We start from the raw sequence: 18,110 nt of genomic DNA, 5'->3' as shown, positions 1-18,110 counted from the left end.
CGGCCCGGCCACTGACGACCTGCCGTCCGGCCCGCCGCTCGCGGCCTGACGCAGCCGCAGCCACTCCCCCTGGCACTTACGCGCCCTCAGCGACTCCGGCATCGGTGCCGCCCTGCGGCCGTGGCGGCCCTCCGGTCGCGGCCCCCGGTCGCGGCCCCCGGTCGCGGCCCCCGGTCGCGGCCCGGCTCTGAGCGGATAAGGCCTCCGCAGCGGGCCGGCCTGGTCACTCGGTGCCGGTCATCCACGGGAACTTCGACTCGAAGCAGCGATCGGCGGCCGGGCTCGGCAGCTGGGCGCATTCCTGCACCACGTTCCAGAACCAGATCGCCACGATCGCGAACAGGATCAGCGACAGGACGCTGATCACGATGCCGGCGATCGCGCGGCCCCGGCCCGCGCCCTTGGCCAGCGCGACCCAGCCGAAGATGATCGACAGGATCGCGGTGATCAGGCCCGTGAAGCAGACGAAGACCAGGAACGGGCTGGCCACGCCGAGCACGAGCGAGGCCGTCGCCAGGCCATTGCCCGGGCGGGGCGGCTGGTACTGGCCGTAGCCGTACTGGCCGCCTCCCGGGCCGTAGGGCGCGCCTGGAGGCGGAGGCGGCGGGTAGCCGGGCGGGCCGCCGTACGGGCTTGACGGCATCGTGCCGGGGATCGTCTGGTCCTCGTCGCGCCCGCCCTGGTACGGCTGCCCCTGCCCGGACGGGTACTGCCCGGACGGGTACTGCCCGGGCTGGTGACCCTGGCCCGGCTGCTCCCCTTCGCCCGGCTGCTGCCCCTGGCCCCCTGGCCCTTCGCCTGACTGCCAGCCCTGGCCCTCTTGCCCTTCGCCTGACTGCCAGCCCTGGCCCTCTTGCCCTTCGCCCGGCTGCCGGCCCTGGCCCTCTTGCCCTTCGCCCGGCTGCCGGCCCTGGCCCGCCTGCGCCTCACCCGGCCGATAGCCCTCACCCGGCCGATAGCCCTGGCCTGGCTGGTAGCTCTGGCCCTGCTGTCCCTCGCCCGGGAGGCAGATGCCGCCCGGCTGGTCGCCCTCGCCCGGCATGCAGACGCCGCCCGGTTCCTCGCCCTCGCCGGGCTGGTAGCCGCGGCTCTGCTCGTACTGACGGCCCTCCCGGTACGCCTGGTCGCGCTGCTCCTGCTGCTCGGCCGGGTGGGCCTGGTCGCCGCCTTGCTCGCCCGCGTGCGGCGGTGTGCCTGCCGGGCCGGCTCCGGCGGGTGGTGTGCCCGCTTGGCCGCCCTCCCAGCGCGAGCTGCCGCCCGGCGGCGCGAAGTGCGGCTGGTCCGGCTGGTCGCCCGGCTGCTCGTAGCGCGAGGGCTGCGGCCTGGCCGGGGGCTCCTCCTCCTGCGATGTTCCGCCCCACCCCGGGTAGGTCGGCCTGCCGCCGGGGATCGGGAACACTTGCGTCTCCTCGGCGTCGCCGCCCGAAGGCCGCTCCGGCGGACTCTTCGGTGCTCGCGGCTCCTCCCCCGTGTCCTCACCGCGAGCGGGTCGCAACCTCCCGCCCGTGTCCTCGCCCCCGGCTCCGGGCTCGCCCCCGGACGGGCCTTCCCCGCCCCCGGCCGGCTGCGACGGCCCGGACGCGCCGGCGCCGCCGATCGGTCCCGGCACCTCAGGCGCGGTCGGCAGGTCAGGGTGAGACGGCCGCTCGGGCGACGTCCCGCCGCCCACCGGAGACGGGCCCCTGCCGCCGATCGGTCCCGGCACCTCAGGCGCGGTGGGCAGGTCAGGGTGAGACGGCCGCTCGGGCGCGGTCCCGCCGCCGACCGGCTGCGAGGTCTCGGGTGAGGTCGGCAGGTCGGGGTGTGACGGCCGCCCGGCCGGTCGGGGCTCGTGCGTCGGCGGCACATCGGGCGGCGGCACCACGGGCGGCGCCGGTGCGATCGGCTCCTCACCCGGCTGCCTGGGCTCACCGGGCTCCTCGCCCGCACCTTCCTCGCCCGCACCTTCGTCGCCCTCGCCCGGCGACCGGCCGGGCGGGCGGTCGTCGTCGGGCAGGGCGCCCTCGTTCCACCACTCGGGTTCGGGCGTGTCCTGCTGCTCTCGACGCTGGTCCTGCCCCGGGCGGGGCTCGTTGGGGTCCCCAGGTGTGGTCACGTCTGCGTCTCCCGACGGGTCTGCATGCCGGATACCTCACCCTTTCGCGGAGAGCGACCGCTAAACCGCGCGACACGGTAAGAGAGCCCTCATCCTTGGGTCACCGTGTGACAAAACGTCAGAACGTGAGTAAGGGAGCGGGCGATCGGCAGGCGGAGGCCGTACCGACGATAAGGACGAAAGCGGGCAGGTCACCGCAAGTCCGCTGAGTCACCCCCAGGTGTGCAAGCACGTACGCGGCCAACCTAGACTGAGGCATGTGCTGAAGGGCGACGGCCGGCTCGGCCATGACCTGGACCCTAACGACCGCGCACCTAAAGACGCCTGTGGCGTCTTCGGCGTCTGGGCTCCGGGCGAGGAAGTTTCCAAACTCACCTACTACGGGCTGTACGCGTTGCAGCACCGCGGGCAGGAGTCCGCGGGCATCGCGGTCAGCGAGGGCAGCCGCATTCTCGTCTATAAGGACATGGGCCTGGTCGCCCAGGTCTTCGACGAGTCGGTGCTCAGCACCCTGCGCGGCCACCTGGCCATCGGACACTGCCGTTACTCCACGACCGGCTCGAGCGTGTGGGAGAACGCACAGCCCACGCTGAGCTCCACCGAAGTGGGCGGACTGGCGCTGGCCCACAACGGCAACCTCATCAACACCCCCGAGCTGGCGCAGCGCCTCGCGCCCGGCTCCATCCGCGCCACCACCGACACCGAGGTCCTGACGTCGCTGCTCGCGCAGGACCGCAGCAGGTCCGTCGAGGACGCCGCCGCCGAGCTGCTTCCGCAGGTCAAGGGCGCGTACTCGCTGGTCTTCATGGACGAGCGCACGCTGTATGCGGCCCGCGACCCGCAGGGCATCCGCCCGATGGTGCTCGGCCGCCTTGAGCGCGGCTGGGTGGTGGCCTCCGAGACTGCGGCGCTCGACATCGTGGGCGCCACGTTCATCCGCGAGATCGAGCCCGGCGAGCTGCTGACGATCGACGAGCGCGGCGTCAGGTCCCGCCGCTTCGCGCTCGCCGACCCCAAGGGCTGCCTGTTCGAGTACGTCTATCTCGCGCGCCCCGACACCACGATCGCCGGTCGCGGCGTGCAGACCACCCGCGTCGAGGTGGGCCGCATCCTGGCCAGGGAGCACCCGGTGGAGGCCGACCTGGTCATCCCCACGCCGGAGTCGGGCACGCCGGCCGCGGTCGGCTACGCCCAGGAGAGCGGCATCCCGTACGGCCAGGGCCTGGTGAAGAACTCGTACGTGGGCCGCACGTTCATCCAGCCGTCGCAGACCATCCGCCAGCTCGGCATCAGGCTCAAGCTCAACCCGCTGCGCGAGGTCGTGGAGGGCAAGCGGCTGATCGTCGTGGACGACTCGATCGTGCGCGGCAACACGCAGCGGGCCATCGTGAAGATGCTGCGCGAGGCGGGGGCGCGCGAGGTGCACGTCCGCATCTCCTCGCCGCCGGTGGCCTGGCCGTGCTTCTACGGCATCGACTTCGCCACCAGGGCCGAGCTGATCGCGGGTTCGCTGACGGTGGAGGAGATCAGGGCCTCGCTGGGCGCCGACTCGCTCGGCTACATCTCGCTTGAGGGTCTGACCAGGGCCACGACGCTTCCCGCCGACCGGCTGTGCCGGGCCTGTTTCACGGGCGAGTACCCGATCCCGATCGACCAGGACAACGTGGGCAAGTTCGTGTTGGAGAGCAAGGCGTGAGCACGTACGAGGCGGCCGGCGTCGACATCGAGGCCGGCGAGCGGGCCGTCGAGCTGATGAAGGACAAGGTGGCGCGCTCGCGGCGGCCGGAGGTCGTGGACGACGCGAGCGGCTTCGCCGGTCTGTTCGACGCCTCCGCCCTGCTGCGCTACAAGCGCCCGCTGCTCGCCACGTCCACCGACGGCGTCGGCACCAAGGTGATGATCGCCCAGCGGTACGGCAAGCACGACACGATCGGCATCGACCTGGTCGGCATGGTCCTCGACGACCTGGTGGTGTGCGGGGCCGAGCCGCTGTTCATGACCGACTACATCGCCTGCGGCAAGGTGGTGCCCGAGCGCGTCGCCGAGATCGTGGGCGGCGTCGCGGAGGGCTGCCGGCTGGCCGGGGCGGCGCTGGTGGGCGGCGAGACCGCCGAGCACCCCGGCGCGATGGGCCCCGACGAGTACGACCTGGCGGGCGCCGGTACCGGCGTCGTCGAGGCCGACAAGATGCTCGGGCCCGACCGGGTCGCGGCGGGCGACGTGGTGCTGGGCCTCGCGTCGTCCGGCATCCACTCCAACGGCTACTCGCTCGTACGCCACGTGCTGCGCGAGGCGGACCTGTCGCTCGATGCCGTGCTGCCCGACCTGGGCCTGCCGCTGGGCGAGGAGCTGCTGGAGCCCACCCGCATCTACGCGCTCGACTGCCTGGAGCTGGCCAGGCAGGTGGAGGTGCACGCGTACGCCCACATCACCGGCGGCGGCATCGAGGCCAACCTGTCGCGCTCGCTGCCCGCGCACCTCGACGCGGTGCTCGACCGCTCGTCGTGGACGCCTCCGGCGATCTTCGGCGTGCTCGCGGGCCACGGGCGCATCGCGCAGCCGGACATGGACAAGACGTTCAACCTCGGTGTCGGCATGGCCGCCGTGCTGCCGGCCGGCGCGGCGGACACCGCGATCAGGCTGCTGGCCGAGCGCGGGCTGGACGCCTGGGTGCTGGGCGAGGTCGTCCCTGGCGAGGGCCGGGCCCGCTACCGCTGACCGTCCAAAGCCCGCCACGCACAGATGGCCCGGCCGTGAGAACGGCCGGGCCATTGTTCGTTCGGGCCCGCTGGAAAATGTGACGAGAGCCCCACGGCAGCCCGTGGGGCCCGAAGCGTGAGCGAGGATCCGGCGCGTCCGCAGGGGACCCGCGCCGGGCCCTCGTCACATCAACCGGTCACATCAACCGGTCACATCGACCAGAAGAACGGCTATCGGCGGCCGGACCTGCGGCCGTCGTCGTCGTCACCGGCGGCATAGTCATCGGCGTAATCGGCATAGCGATCCGCCAGCTCATCGGTGAGGTCGTCGGCGTCGTTGTTGCGGCTGGAGTCTCCGACCCCGAGTTCGTCGCGAAGACGGTCAAGATCCGTGCCACCGCTGTTGTACTTCAGCTGGCGAGCAACCTTGACCTGCTTGGCCTTTGCTCGGCCGCGCCCCATTGGCTCGACCCCCTCGTGTGGGGTCGTCCCCGACCCCTCGTCGCTAACGCACCACACACTGACGCCGCCTGACTTCGGGCGTCAGCCTATCGTTCGCCTATTACCGTACCTGTTTTGTGCCCAGCTCGGTACGCCGTATGGGCGCGGGGCGTCAGTGGCCCAGCCAAATGGACCGAATACGCCCGACTTCCGACATTCTGCGCTCGGCCAGCCTATCCGCTGCGACGGCGGGAGGAACGCCCTCGTCGGCCGCGATCGAGAAGATCTTCAGAGTCGTGTCGTAGATCTGGGCGGCCTTCGACCTGGCGCGCTCCATGTCGAAGCCGCCGATCTCGTCGGCGACCTGGATCACGCCGCCGGAGTTGACGACGTAGTCGGGCGCGTACAGGATGCCGCGCTCGGCGAGCTGCTTCTCGACGCCGGGGTGGGCGAGCTGGTTGTTGGCCGCGCCGCAGACGATCTTGGCGCGCAGCTTCGCCACCGAGTCGTCATCGAGCACGCCGCCCAGCGCGCAGGGCGCGAACACGTCGATGTCGGAGGTCATGAGCGCGCTCGCGTCCTCGACCACGTCGACCTCGGGGTGACGCTGGCGCACCCGCTCGATCGCCTTGGGCGAGACGTCGCAGATCACGACCTCGGCGCCGTCCTCGCGCAGCAGATCGACCAGGCGGTGGCCGACCTTGCCGACGCCCTCGACGCCGACCCGCTTGCCGTGCAGCGACGGCGTGCCGAAGACCCGCTCGGCGGAGGCGCGCATGCCCTGGAACACGCCGAAGGCGGTGAGGATCGACGAGTCGCCCGCGCCGCCGTTGGCGACCGTGCGGCCGGTGACGTACCGGCACTCGCGGGCCACGATGTCCATGTCCTCGCTGTAGGTGCCCACGTCGCAGGCGGTGATGTAGCGCCCGCCGAGCGACTGGACGAACCTGCCGTACGCGCGCAGCAGCGCCTCGCTCTTGTCGCGGGACGGGTCGCCGATGATGACGGCCTTGCCGCCGCCCAGGTCGAGGCCGGCCAGCGCGTTCTTGTAGGCCATGCCCTTGGCGAGGTTGAGCACGTCGGCCAGGGCCTCCTGCTCGCCGGCGTACGGGTAGAACCGCGTGCCGCCGAGTGCCGGGCCCAGGGCCGTGTTGTAGATGGCGATGATGGCACGAAGGCCGCTCTGCTCGTCGGCGCAGAAGACGACCTGCTCATGTACGTCCTTGTGGGACGCTCCGAAGACGTCGGTCACGGTAGTGACTCCCTGTCCGGTCCACCGCTCCTTTGCGGCGGAGATAACCTCACAGCGTAGTAAGACACACGACGATGCACGCGAGTTCGCTTCGTGACACGATGCCTCCGTGCTGCCCTATGCCGCCTACCTCCGTGTCTATGAGCCACTGACCGCGTTCGCCGAGTCCGAGCGCAAGGTGTGGGCCGAATATGCCGAGTCACGTGACCGCCCGCGACGCGCGAACGCGCTCAATGCGGAGCATGGCGAGTCGCTCATGCGTCTGCTCGGCACGCCCCCTCAACCAGTTCCCGCCCAGGAGAGCCCCAACGCCTATCTCCGGCGCGTTGAGGACCGTCTCTATGTCTGCCCCTGGCAGACGCGCCTGCGGTCGTGGCTGGCCTTCTCACGGCTTCGTGGCACCACTCCCACGAAAATCATGGACCATCTGGTGCCCAAGGCGATCGCCGACCAGGTGGCCGACGACTTCGACCGGTACAAGAGACAGGCCGGCTCGGCCGCGTTGCGGACCCACATCCGCACCACGGCGTGGCACGTGCCGCCGTCGTGGTTCGTGCCGTTTGATGGGAACGAGCGCTGGCTGGTGCTCGGCTCCGCCAACCCGGGACAGGACGTGACGACCACGACCGGCCGCAACCTCATTTACGTCACGTCCATGGCCCAGGCCCGGAGGCGGACCGCCCGCGCGCTCAACGTGCTGCGCCGCCACCTGGGCGACGCGGCGGCCAATCTGGAGGTCGAGGACGTCGCCAGGTGGCTGGAGGAGTTCCATCCGCACTCGCTGGTGGAGCTCGACTACGGCGGGCTGGTCCACCTGATGGACGACGACGCCCTGCAGGCCGACCAGTCGGTTGCGGAGCTTTCTGCCGCTTTGACGGGCCTGGACACGGGTCAAGAAGAACTTGCCTATGCCATGTACCAGAGGGTCATCCTGCGGTGGAAGTCAATGCAACTGCTGGAATCTGCCAACTGAGCCCCAATACGGCCGTCTGACCTGCATGAGTAGGTCACGTCTCGCGGCTGCTCTCTTCTGCGAACTGAGTAGTTTGCCGTTTTCACTGCGATACCACGAACCGTGTCGCTAGAATCACCGAGCGTGACATGGCCACGGGGGCGGGCAGCTGGGTCAAAGAAGGGCTCGCCAATCGCTCTGAGTGGCGGTATGGTCACATCGGGTGATGCCGCATATGGCTCAGAAAAGCCGCACGCTCTGTGCCATAGGGGGACATCCGTGACACGCGCAAAGGCAGTCACAGGATCGCAAGCCGGTCCACACGGAGGAGAGGCCGCACAAATGTCAGCTCGTACACCCGAGGCCGAGCCACTGCTCACGCCCGCTGAGGTCGCGACCATGTTCAGGGTCGACCCCAAGACCGTTACGCGGTGGGCCAAGGCGGGCAAGTTGACGTCGATTCGTACCCTCGGCGGTCATCGGCGTTACCGGGAGACCGAGGTTCGGGCGCTGCTCGCGGGCATCCCGCAGCAGCGTTCCGAGTAGCGGGAAGGTCGTCACGGACCTCAGGGGGGTTTGAAGGGGTGGACCGGGTCGCCTTTCTGGCCGGGTCCACCACTGTGACGACGAGACGTCGGATGGAAGTTGGCGCCGCCCGCCCGGCGCCACTCTTCCGTGTCGTCCGCTGCGTCTCTTCCGTGTCGTCCGTTGCGTCGTTCACCGTGCCGTCCGCTGGCGTCGTCCGCTGCGTCGTCCGCGGTGTCGTCCGCTGCGTCGTCCGTGGTGTCGTCCGCGCCCCTGTGCCGTCACGCCGGCCGTTCGAGTAGACCGGCGACGTCGCCGTCATGTGACGCGGCGACGCGAAGCAGCGCGACCATCTGGTCGACCAGCAGCTTCTCCAGGGTCGGCCGGTCGATGTCGCGATGCTCGAGCCAGTCGAGCCCGGCGGTCTCGACGGAGGCGATCCACGACCTCAGCGTCGTGCGCAGCACCGGGCTGGGCTCCTCGACGCCCATCTGCTTCTGGATGAGGAGGAAGAGCCGCCGGCGCACGCCGTCGACGATCTCGCCCACCTCGCCCGTCCTGTTGGCCGGGCCGCCGCGCAGCAGCGCCGCGAAGCCCGCCGCGTGCTCCTCGACGAAGTCGAAATAGCGCTTGAGCCCGGAGGTCAGCTCATCGAGCGGCCTGCCGCCCTCCTGCGGCTGAAGCCGGGACTCCAGCTGCTCCGCCGCGCTTCTCAGTGCGGCCACGTAGAGCTCCTGCTTGCCACCGAAGTAGTGGTAGACCAGGGCCCGCGAAGCCCCCGCCTTCGAGGCGACGTCATCGATCGACACGTCTTCCGCGTCACGGGTGGAGAACAACTCCAGCGCCGCCGCCATCAGCTCTTCCCTGCGGCGGTCCACACTGAGCCTGCGCCGAGCCGGTCGCGCCGTCTCGGCTGACTTCCCGGGTGTCACATCTGCACAGTATCCGACCGGTCAGGGCTGTCTTCCCCCATGGCGGGCGCCGGAACGCGGGCCGCCGGGCGACTCGATTACGGCAATCCGTGACGCAAGCCGTACCCTGCGGTCAACTCGATCGTTTGGTCAGACAGGTGCCCATATCCGCATCGCGGGGAGACACATGTCAGGACCGCCCGTCAACACTTCCACCGTCACTGAGCTAAGAGAGGTAGACGCGCTGCCTCGGCCCAGACCGACCATCCGTAATGTCGCTGAACGAGCCGGCGTGTCCAAATCGCTGGTCTCACTCGTGCTGCGCGGCTCCCCGCACGTGAGCGAGCACCGCCGCCAGGCCGTGCTACAGGCGGCCCGCGAGCTTGGCTACCGGCCCAACGCGGTCGCGCGGAGCCTGGTCGAAGGACGTACACATCTGGTGGGCGCGCTCGTCGCCGACCTGCACAACCCGTTCTACGCGGAGTTCCTCGACGGCCTGCAGGAAAGCCTGCACGGCGACGGGCTGCGCATGCTGATCGGAAACAGCCAATGGGACCCCGCGTTCGAGGACGAGGCCGTCGAGGCCTTCCTGGAGCTCCGGGTCGACGGGCTGGTCCTGCTCGGCATCGCCCCGACCAGCGAGACGCTGATCGAGGCCACCTCCTACACCCCCACCGTGGTCGTGGGAGAGCGCGACATCCAGCTCGACGGCGTCGACATCGTGGTCGACGACGACCAGCACGGCGCGCGGCTGGCCATCGACCACCTGGTCGAGCTGGGCCACAAGCGCATCGCGCACATCGAAGGCCGGCGGGCGTCGCGCTGCGAGGGCTACCTCGTGGCGATGCGCAGGCACTCGCTGGCGCCGTACATCATGGTCGAGGCCGCGGAGTCCACGGAGGACGGCGGCAGGGACGCGGCGGTGGCGCTGCTCACCCGCGACCCCAGGCCCACGGCGATCTTCGCCGCCAACGACACGGTCGCGCTCGGCGTGCTCTCCGCCGCGAGAGAGCTGGGCCTGCGCGTCCCCGAGGACCTCTCCGTCGTCGGCTACGACAACACCCACCTGTCGGCGTCCCGGCACATCTCGCTCACCTCGGTCGACCAGCCTCGCCGCACCATGGGCAGGTCGGCGGCCGCGCTGCTGAGCGACAGGATCGGCGACCCCGGCAAGGGCTCACGCCTGCGGGAGGTGCACCCCGAGCTGATCGTCCGGCGGACCACGGGACCCGCCTGAGAGCCTCAAAACCGGGTCAAGCCGTGTGGCGTTGCCGCCACACGGCGGTTTACTCGGCAGGGTCATGCTAGGAGTGGCCGGATCCGATCCGGCCACGGTCTGATCCGGGGGAACAGCTATGCGTGATCCGGAACTGGTGTCCTGCGCCCAGCGCGCCGCGGCTGAGCTCGAACGCGCCTGGGGGCAGTGGCGCGCGGGCAGAGGACGGGGCACCGACGGCGCCGCCGAGTCGGTCGCCAGCTACGTCGCCCACTCGCTCGACCATCCGTGGGGCCGTCCCCGCGTCGTCCTCGGCCTCGACGCCGAGGACGCGCGGGAGCTGGCCGCCCTGCTCGAACGTCAGGAGGCCGGGGAACGCGTCTGGTGAGGACGTACGGCGTGCGACGCTCGCAAGCGGCACGCCACGCTAGGCATTTGTCGAGATCGAGTGCGTAGATTGCCGTAAGTTGGACGGCATGCGTGCTCTACCAGCCACAGTCCTCGCCGTCTGCGGCCTGATCGCCTCCGCGTGTGGCGGCACCGGCACCGGTGACGCCGCGGCAGGTCAGGCCGCCCCAGCGACCGCGGCGGGGCAGGCGGCGGCCACAGCGCCCACCAAGGAAGGGCCCGCCAAGGAAGGGCCCGCCAAGGAAGGGCCCGCACAGGAAGCACCTGCGAAAGAGGCGCCCGCGAAGGACGCGCCGCCCAAGGCCAAGCCGCTCGAGGGCAAGGTCGTCGTCATCGACCCCGGCCACAACGGCGGCAACTGGCGCGCACCCAAGGCCATCAACCGCAAGGTCAACGTGCTGACCCAGATGAAGGCCTGCGACACCACCGGCACGTCCACCAACGACGGCTACAGCGAGGCCGCCTTCACCTGGGACGTCTCCAAGCGCCTCACCAAGATCCTGGAGAGCCGCGGCGCGACGGTGAAGCTGACCAGGAGCGGCAACGACGGCGTGGGGCCGTGCATCACCGAGCGGGCCGCGATCGGCAACAAGGCCAAGGCCGACGCCGCGATCTCCGTGCACGCCGACGGCTCCGCACCGGCCAACCGCGGCTTCCACGTCATCATGCCGAAGAAGATCAACGGGCCGGTCGACAAGGTCGTCGGCGCCTCCAGCAGGCTGGGCGTGGCCGTGCGCGACGCCTTCCGCAAGGGCACGGGGCTGCCGTACTCGACCTACATCGGGCGCAAGGCCCTCGACTACCGCAGCGACCTGGGCGGGCTCAACCTGTCGACGGTGCCGAAGATCTTCGTGGAGTGCGGGAACATGCGCAACGCCACCGAGGCCGCCAAGTTCCGCGACCCGAAGTTCCGGCAGAAGATCGCTGTGGCGCTGGCCAACGGATTGCAGCACTATCTGCAAGCATGATTCCTCGCCCAGAGCTGCTTCGTGACCTTTCCTCCTCCTTCGAGCTGACGCCGTCGCCCACGGTCTCCGGCGACTTCATCGCCTCCGTACGCGCGGCGCTGGCCGGGCTGGACCCGCTGCCCGGCGACAACGGCGAGATCGACGTGCGCCGCGACCCGGCGCTGAGCGAGGAGGCGTACCGGCTGACGGTCGGCTCGCGGGGCGTGGAGATCGTCGCGGGCGGCCCCGCGGGCGCGTTCTACGCCGCGCAGTCGCTGCGCCAGCTCCTGCCGCCGGCCTCCTACCGGTTCTCGTCCGGCGCCGCCTGGCCGGTGCGCGGGGTGCGGATCGAGGACGCGCCCCGCTTCGCCTGGCGGGGCCTGCACTTCGACGTGGCCCGCCACTTCTTCCCCAAGCGCGAGGTGCTGCGGCTGATCGACCTCATGGCGGTGCACAAGCTCAACCGGCTGCACCTGCACCTGGCCGACGACCAGGGGTGGCGGGTGGAGAGCCGGGCCTACCCGCTGCTGCACGAGGTCGCCTCGCACCGGCCGCGCACGGCTATCAACCACCACCGCGAGCCGGACGCGTACGACGAGGTGCCGCACGGCGGCTACTACACCCTCGACGACCTGGCCGAGATGGCCGCCTACGCGCGCTCGCGGCACGTGACGATCGTGCCGGAGATCGACGTGCCCGGCCACGCGTCGGCGATCCTGGCCGCCTACCCGGAGTTCGGGGCCACCGGCGAGCGGCACGACGTGCTGGACCGGTGGGGCATCTCCCCCGCCATCCTGTCGCCGCTGCCGAAGACCGTGGAGTTCCTGACCACGATCTTCGACGAGCTGCTCGGCGCGCTGGGCGAGACCCCCTACGTGCACATCGGCGGCGACGAAGTGGTGCTGGACCGGTGGGCGGCGTCGCCGGAGATCACCGCGTACCGGGAGTCGCTCGGGCTCGGCTCCGTGGCGGAGCTGCAGGCGCACTTCCTACGCCGGCTGGCCGACGTGCTGGCCGAGCGGGGCGCGCGGGCCGTGGTGTGGGACGAGGCGTTCGTCAGCGGCGAGCTGCGTAAGGACACGATCGTCATGCCGTGGCGGGGCATGAACGTGGGCCGCAGGGCCGCCGCGGCCGGTCACGACGTGGTGGCAACGCCGGTGTTCCCGCTCTACTTCGACTACGCCGAGGCCGGCTCGCCCGACGAGCCGATGGCGATCGGCGACGCGATCACCGTGGCGGACGTGGCGGCGTTCGAGCCCGCGCCTGCGGACTGGAGCGAGGAGGAGCGGGCGCGGGTCATCGGCGTGCAGGCCCAGCTCTGGACCGAGCGGGTGCCCGACCCGAGGACGGCCGACTACCGCATGTGGCCGCGCGCCTGCGCGCTCGCGGAGGTGGCCTGGGCGGGACGGGCCGGCGATGACTTCGACGGCCGGCTGGCCGGGCACCTGGCGCGGCTGGACGCGCTCGGCGTGGAGTACCGGCCGGCGGCCGGGCCGCGCCCGTGGCAGCGCCGCCGTCCGCACCGGCCGAGCGCCGTGCGGGTCACCGAGGTGATGGCCCGCATCGACGCCATGACGCACGACGCCGCATCCACCAGGCCCAGTATTTGAGCGCCGCATCTGATCTAGAACGAGAACGCGGGGCGGTCGTTGAGTATGCGCTGCCACAGCAGGTGGTGCTGCCAGCGGCCGTCGATCTCCAGATAGTCGGGCGCGGTGCCGTACGGCTCGAAGCCGCTCTTGCGCAGCACGCTCTGCGAGGCGGCGTTGTCGAGCAGCGTGCCCGCCGCGACGCGGTGCAGGCCGATCTCCTCGTCGGCCAGCCGGCACACCTCGCGTACGGCGGCCGTGGCGATGCCGCGGCCGTTGTACGCGGCATCGACCCAGTAGCCGAGGTCGGCGCTGAGCCAGGGGCCGCGCACGATGTTGCTCAGCGTCATGCGGCCGACCACGCGCTCGCCGTCGAGCAGCAGCCAGGGCACCGCCTGGCCCCTCTCGCACGCCTGGAGCTGGCCCTTGAGCCCCTCGGCCTGCGCTTTGAGGGTGTAGAACGCCTCGGAGCGGCGCGGCTCCCAGCGCTTGAGGTGGTCGCGGTTGCGGGTGTAGGCGTCGAGCAGCGCCTCGGCGTCCCGCTCGGTCGCCAGGCGCATGACCACGCCGCCGGGAAGGGTCACGGGTCGGATCACTCGCCCCACCTTAGAGGAGCCGCCGCTCTAGCGGAGACCCGATCACTTTCGAGGGGACGCCGGCCACTTTGGACGCCGGTCACTTTGGACGCCTGCCACTTTGAGGGGACGCCGGTCACGCCGTACGGCCGATGGCCTCCGTGATCGAGGTGAGCCCGTGGCGGCGGACCCGGCGCAGCAGCCGCCGGTGGATGTGGGAGGCCCACAGCGGGCCGCCGTAGATCCAGCCCGTGTACGCCTGGACGAGCGTCGCGCCCGCGAGGATGCGCTCCCAGACGTCGTCGACGTCCTCGACGCCGCCGACCGAGATCAGCGTGATCCGGTCGCCGACCTTGGCGCGCAGCCGCCGCAGCACCTCGAGCGAGCGCTCCTTGAGCGGGCGGCCGGACAGCCCGCCGCGCTCGCCGTCGTGCTTGATCGTGGTGTTGGTGGCGATGATGCCGTCGAGCCCGAGCTCCATGGCCAGCTCGGCGACCGCGTCGACGTCCTCGTCGGCCAGGTCGGGCGCGATCTTGACGAGCAGCGGCGTACGGCGCGGCGTCGAGTCGCAGACCTCCTTGACCGCGGTGAGCAACGGCCGCAGGAGGGAGACCGCCTGAAGGTCGCGCAGCCCGGGCGTGTTGGGCGAGCTGACGTTCACCACCAGGTAGTCGGCGAGCGGGGCCAGCTCCTTGGCGCTCGCGACGTAGTCGGCGGCGGCGCCCGACTCCGGGATCACCTTGGTCTTGCCGATGTTGACCCCGACCACGACAGGGACGCCGCGCGGGCGGCGCAGCCTGCGGGCCGCGGCGTGGGCGCCCGCGTTGTTGAAGCCCATCCGGTTGATCAGCGCCCGCTCGCGGAAGCGGCGGAACAGGCGGGGCCGCGGGTTGCCCGGCTGGCCGTGCGCGGTGACGGTGCCCACCTCGACGTGGCTGAAGCCGAGCGCGGCGATGGCCTCGGCGCACACGGCGTCCTTGTCGAAACCGGCGGCGAGACCCAGCGGCCCGGGGAAGTGCACGCCGAACGCGCTCACGCGCAGGGCCGGGTCGTGCGGCGCGTACGCCCGGTGCAGCAGCCGCTTCAGCAGCGGCAGCCGGGCGAGGAGCGCGAGTGCGCTCACGGTGAGTCGGTGCACGGCCTCGGCGTCGAAACGCCGCAAGACCTGCGTGAACACGAGGCGATACATCACGCGTCAGGCTACCAAGCCGGCCTCGTGGGCGATGATCGCGGCCTGTACGCGGTTGCGCACGTCGAGCCGGGTGAGGATCGCGCTCACGTACGCCTTGACCGTGCCCTCCACGATGTGCAGCTCACGCGCGATCTCCGCGTTGGACAGCCCGGCCCCGAGCAGCGCCAGCACCTCGCGCTCCCGCTCGGTGAGCTGCTCGATGCGGTCGCGCGCCGCCGCGCCACGCGCCATGCGCCCGCCGGACAACTGCGCGATCACCCGCTGGGCGACCTTCGGCGACAGGTACGCCGCCCCGTCGGCCACCGCGTGGATGCCGGCCAGCAGCTCGCGCGGGTCGCCCGACTTGAGCAGGAACCCGCCGGCCCCCACGTCGAGCGCCTTGGCGATGTAGTCGTCCTCGCCGAACGTGGTGAGCATCACCACCGCCGTGCCCGGCGCCGCCCTGCGGATCTCCGCGGCGGCGGCCAGGCCGTCGAGGCGCGGCATGCGGATGTCGAGGAGCGCGACGTCGGGATGGTGGCTGATGGCCAGATCGACCGCCTGCCTGCCGTCGCCCGCCTCGGCCACGACGTTCAGCTCGGGGTCTGATTCGAGGATCGCCCTGACCCCCGCTCTGATCATGGCCTCGTCGTCGGCCAGGAGTATGCGGATCACGCCCTCTATAGTGACCGCATGGCGCAGGTGAAGGTGTACGGCCGCAGGGACGTCTGGGCCGACCGGCGGCGCGAGCTCTCCGACCTCATCCAGGCGAGCCTGGTGAGCGCGTGGGGTCTGCCCGAGGACAAGCGGTTCCACCGCTTCCTGCTGCTCGACGCCGACGACTTCATCTGCCCGCAGCGCAGTGAGCGTTATCTCATCATCGAGATCATCTGCTTCTCCGGGCGCAGCGACGCCGCCAAGAAGGCGCTGATTCGCGAGATCTACGACAGGTCGGGGTACGATCCCCAGGACGTCGAGATCACGATCATCGAGATGCCTCCGCAGAACTGGGGCATCCGCGGCGTTCCCGCCGATGAGCTCGCGCTGCCGTACAAGGTGGAGGTCTGAGGTCAGGGGCAGGTACGCCCGGGCGGTATGGTCCGACACATGAGCACTCACTATGACGTCGTCGTACTCGGCGCGGGTCCTGGAGGGTATACGGCCGCCGTCCGCGCCGCCCAGCTCGGACTGCGCACCGCGGTCGTCGAGGAGAAGTACTGGGGTGGCGTCTGCCTGAACGTGGGCTGCATCCCGTCCAAGGCGCTGCTGCGCAACGCCGAGCTTGCCCACATCTTCAAGAACGAGGCCAAGACCTTCGGCATCAACGGCGAGGTCACCTTCGACTACAGCGCGGCCTTCCAGCGCAGCCGCAAGGTGGCCGACGGGCGGGTCAAGGGCGTTCACTACCTGATGAAGAAGAACGCCATCACCGAGTACAACGGGCGCGGCACGTTCCTGGACCCCAACACGCTCCAGCTCAACGGCGAGACCATCACGTTCTCTCACTGCATCATCGCCGCCGGCGCCACCACCCGGCTGATCCCGGGCACGCAGCTTTCCGAGCGTGTGGTGACGTACGAGGAGCAGATCCTCTCCGAGGAGCTGCCGAGCAGCATCATCATCGCGGGCGCCGGCGCGATCGGCGTCGAGTTCGCGTACGTGCTGCACAACTACGGCGTCAAGGTGACGATCGTCGAGTTCCTCGACCGCATCGTGCCGCTGGAGGACGAGGAGGTCTCGGCCGAGCTGGCCAAGCGCTACAAGCGGCTCGGCATCGAGGTGATGACCTCCACCCGCGTCGACTCCATCGAGGACACCGGCTCCTCCGTCAAGGTCACCGTCACCCGCGGCGACCAGACGCAGGTGCTCGAGGCCGACAAGGTGATGCAGGCCATCGGGTTCCAGCCGCGGGTCGAGGGCTACGGCCTGGAGAAGACCGGCGTCGAGCTGACCGAGCGCGGCGCGATCGCCGTCGACGGCCGCTGCCGGACCAGCGTGCCGCACATCTTCGCCATCGGCGACGTCACCGCCAAGCTGATGCTGGCGCACGCCGCCGAGTCGATGGGCATCATCGCCGCCGAGACCATCGCGAACGCCGAGACCATGGAGCTCGACTACGTGATGATCCCGCGCGCGACCTACTGCCAGCCGCAGGTGGCGAGCTTCGGCTACACCGAGAAGCAGGCCCGCGAGAAGGGCTTCGACGTGAAGGTGGCGAAGTTCCCGTTCACCGCCAACGGCAAGTCCCACGGCCTCGGCGACACCACCGGCTTCGTGAAGATCATCAGTGACAACACCCACGGCGAGCTGCTCGGCGCCCACATGATCGGGCCCGAGGTCACCGAGCTGCTGCCCGAGCTCACGCTGGCGCAGCAGTGGGACCTGACCGTGCACGAGGTGGCGCGCAACGTCCACGCGCACCCGACGCTCGGCGAGGCCGTCAAGGAGGCCATCCACGGGCTCGCCGGCCACATGATCAACATGTGAGCACCCGGTTTCCCTGACGCACACGCGTCTTCCCTGCGTCACAGCCGTCTGTTCGATGTCTTCGATGTCACAGCCGTCTGTCCGATGTCGCAGCAGTCTGTTCGATGTCACAGCCGCGACCGGCTCGGCCTGCGTCCCCGGGCCGGCTGGTGCGGCCGGGTCACCCGCGAGAGGCGCGCTTCGCCCGTCTCGTGGGTGGCTTACGGGGGTGTGACCGGCTGCAGACTTTAAGCACCGCTGGGGATGTCCCGAGCCGGGGCGTGGAAGTGTGCATCCATGGGGGTCCCCGCGAGGCGCCTGCCGGTGTCCGAGGCGCGCCGGGCGCAGATCACGTCCGCCACGATCACGGTGCTGGCGCGTCGGGGGTACGCGGGCACCAGCTTCGAGGCCATCTGCCGGCAGGCCGGGCTCAGCAGCAAGCGGCTCATCTCGTACCACTTCGCCGACAAGGAGGAGCTGCTCGCGACTGTGGCGCGGGTGGTGCGGGAAGAGGAGGCGGCTTTCGTACGGCGGGCGGTCGAGGCCGCCGGCGCCTCCGACTTCGCGGCTCGGCTGGCGGCGTACATCCGGGCGCGGCTCGACTTCGCCGCCGCGCGGCCCGAGCACGTACGGGCGCTGCGGCAGATCGTCTGCAACACCCGTGAGGCGGCCTCCGACGGCTTTCCCGCCGGGCTGTTTTCGGAGGGGCAGCGTGAGGGGGCGTTCGGTGCGTTCGACGCCGAGGTGATGAGCACCGCGCTCCGCGCCTCCATCGAGGCCCTGGCCCTGTCGGCCGATCCCCGTCGCGGAGCGGACGACCTGGTACGGCTCTTCGAGCGCGCTACACGTCTCTGAGGGGCCTT

18 protein-coding genes are annotated in these 18,110 nt (G+C 70.7%); 11 read left to right on the top strand and 7 right to left on the bottom strand.

All coding sequences use genetic code 11. The annotated features are described in order from the left end of the window. Positions 1 to 223: 223 nt before the first annotated feature. Positions 224 to 2,095 carry a hypothetical protein gene (locus WBK31_RS38475; RefSeq protein ID WP_406673998.1) on the bottom strand — a complete coding sequence of 624 codons (1,872 nt, stop codon included), beginning with the start codon at positions 2,093 to 2,095 and terminating at the stop codon, positions 224 to 226. A gap of 259 nt (positions 2,096 to 2,354) precedes the next feature. Here WBK31_RS38475 and purF point away from each other — a divergent pair, with 259 nt between their 5' ends. Together purF and purM are read left to right on the top strand one after the other, a co-directional pair. Further along, positions 2,355 to 3,791, top strand: coding sequence for an amidophosphoribosyltransferase (gene purF / locus WBK31_RS38470; protein WP_364063368.1), 1,437 nt, complete (start codon positions 2,355 to 2,357; stop codon positions 3,789 to 3,791). Further along, positions 3,788 to 4,813, top strand: a complete 1,026-nt coding sequence (purM, locus tag WBK31_RS38465) for a phosphoribosylformylglycinamidine cyclo-ligase (RefSeq protein WP_406673997.1) — start codon at positions 3,788 to 3,790, stop codon at positions 4,811 to 4,813. The genes purF and purM overlap by 4 nt, the downstream gene beginning before the upstream one ends. A 212-nt stretch (positions 4,814 to 5,025) precedes the next feature. Here purM and WBK31_RS38460 read toward each other — a convergent pair whose 3' ends face one another. Beyond that, positions 5,026 to 5,256, bottom strand: a complete 231-nt coding sequence (locus WBK31_RS38460; protein WP_364063374.1) for a DUF3073 domain-containing protein — start codon at positions 5,254 to 5,256, stop codon at positions 5,026 to 5,028. Positions 5,257 to 5,407: 151 nt separating this feature from the next. Then, positions 5,408 to 6,487 carry a Glu/Leu/Phe/Val dehydrogenase dimerization domain-containing protein gene (locus WBK31_RS38455; protein WP_364063377.1) on the bottom strand — a complete coding sequence of 360 codons (1,080 nt, stop codon included), beginning with the start codon at positions 6,485 to 6,487 and terminating at the stop codon, positions 5,408 to 5,410. Positions 6,488 to 6,596: 109 nt separating this feature from the next. On the opposite strand from WBK31_RS38455, the gene WBK31_RS38450 reads away from it, so the two are divergent. Continuing rightward, on the top strand, positions 6,597 to 7,460 hold the full coding sequence (locus WBK31_RS38450) for a hypothetical protein (RefSeq protein WP_364063380.1): 864 nt from the start codon (positions 6,597 to 6,599) through the stop codon (positions 7,458 to 7,460). A 321-nt stretch (positions 7,461 to 7,781) separates the two neighbouring features. Further along, positions 7,782 to 7,985 (top strand): developmental transcriptional regulator BldC, encoded by a 204-nt coding sequence (gene bldC / locus WBK31_RS38445; RefSeq protein WP_013133571.1) that lies wholly within the window; start codon positions 7,782 to 7,784, stop codon positions 7,983 to 7,985. 260 nt (positions 7,986 to 8,245) lie between these two features. Here the strand turns inward: bldC and WBK31_RS38440 are convergent, their stop codons facing one another. Next, positions 8,246 to 8,842, bottom strand: a complete 597-nt coding sequence (locus WBK31_RS38440; RefSeq protein WP_364063383.1) for a TetR/AcrR family transcriptional regulator — start codon at positions 8,840 to 8,842, stop codon at positions 8,246 to 8,248. A 220-nt stretch (positions 8,843 to 9,062) separates the two neighbouring features. Here WBK31_RS38440 and WBK31_RS38435 point away from each other — a divergent pair, with 220 nt between their 5' ends. The 4 genes from WBK31_RS38435 to WBK31_RS38420 all read left to right on the top strand — a co-directional run bounded on the left by WBK31_RS38435 (position 9,063) and on the right by WBK31_RS38420 (position 13,056). Continuing rightward, entirely contained in the window at positions 9,063 to 10,112 is a 1,050-nt protein-coding gene (locus WBK31_RS38435; RefSeq protein WP_364063385.1) for a LacI family DNA-binding transcriptional regulator, read from the top strand. Positions 10,113 to 10,230: 118 nt separating this feature from the next. Beyond that, positions 10,231 to 10,479 carry a hypothetical protein gene (locus WBK31_RS38430; RefSeq protein WP_364063388.1) on the top strand — a complete coding sequence of 83 codons (249 nt, stop codon included), beginning with the start codon at positions 10,231 to 10,233 and terminating at the stop codon, positions 10,477 to 10,479. A gap of 88 nt (positions 10,480 to 10,567) precedes the next feature. Next, the gene (locus tag WBK31_RS38425; RefSeq protein ID WP_364063391.1) at positions 10,568 to 11,467 is read left to right on the top strand and encodes an N-acetylmuramoyl-L-alanine amidase; all 900 of its coding nucleotides are present in this window, start codon (positions 10,568 to 10,570) and stop codon (positions 11,465 to 11,467) included. Further along, entirely contained in the window at positions 11,464 to 13,056 is a 1,593-nt protein-coding gene (locus WBK31_RS38420; protein ID WP_406673996.1) for a beta-N-acetylhexosaminidase, read from the top strand. The genes WBK31_RS38425 and WBK31_RS38420 overlap by 4 nt, the downstream gene beginning before the upstream one ends. Positions 13,057 to 13,070: 14 nt before the next feature. Here the strand turns inward: WBK31_RS38420 and WBK31_RS38415 are convergent, their stop codons facing one another. From WBK31_RS38415 to WBK31_RS38405, 3 genes are all read right to left on the bottom strand, one after another. Then, the gene (locus WBK31_RS38415; RefSeq protein WP_364063396.1) at positions 13,071 to 13,631 is read right to left on the bottom strand and encodes a GNAT family N-acetyltransferase; all 561 of its coding nucleotides are present in this window, start codon (positions 13,629 to 13,631) and stop codon (positions 13,071 to 13,073) included. 115 nt (positions 13,632 to 13,746) lie between these two features. Next, the gene (locus WBK31_RS38410; protein WP_378785544.1) at positions 13,747 to 14,799 is read right to left on the bottom strand and encodes a quinone-dependent dihydroorotate dehydrogenase; all 1,053 of its coding nucleotides are present in this window, start codon (positions 14,797 to 14,799) and stop codon (positions 13,747 to 13,749) included. A gap of 6 nt (positions 14,800 to 14,805) precedes the next feature. Continuing rightward, a complete protein-coding gene (locus tag WBK31_RS38405) occupies positions 14,806 to 15,456 on the bottom strand; it encodes a response regulator transcription factor (protein WP_364063401.1) in 651 nt (216 codons plus the stop codon). Positions 15,457 to 15,474: 18 nt separating this feature from the next. Between WBK31_RS38405 and WBK31_RS38400 the strand changes: the two genes are divergently transcribed. From WBK31_RS38400 to WBK31_RS38390, 3 genes are all read left to right on the top strand, one after another. Beyond that, positions 15,475 to 15,849, top strand: a complete 375-nt coding sequence (locus WBK31_RS38400) for a tautomerase family protein (protein WP_364063403.1) — start codon at positions 15,475 to 15,477, stop codon at positions 15,847 to 15,849. A 39-nt stretch (positions 15,850 to 15,888) separates the two neighbouring features. Next, positions 15,889 to 17,268, top strand: coding sequence for a dihydrolipoyl dehydrogenase (lpdA, locus tag WBK31_RS38395; protein ID WP_406673995.1), 1,380 nt, complete (start codon positions 15,889 to 15,891; stop codon positions 17,266 to 17,268). Positions 17,269 to 17,571: 303 nt separating this feature from the next. Then, on the top strand, positions 17,572 to 18,102 hold the full coding sequence (locus tag WBK31_RS38390; RefSeq protein WP_406673994.1) for a TetR/AcrR family transcriptional regulator: 531 nt from the start codon (positions 17,572 to 17,574) through the stop codon (positions 18,100 to 18,102). Positions 18,103 to 18,110 lie beyond the last annotated feature (8 nt).

The sequence above is a fragment of the Nonomuraea sp. N2-4H genome (assembly GCF_045291505.1).
In the GTDB taxonomy this organism is placed as follows: Bacteria; Actinomycetota; Actinomycetes; order Streptosporangiales; family Streptosporangiaceae; genus Nonomuraea; species Nonomuraea fastidiosa.
Note: the sequence above shows the minus strand (reverse complement) of the source record. Positions and strands in the feature narration are given on the sequence as shown.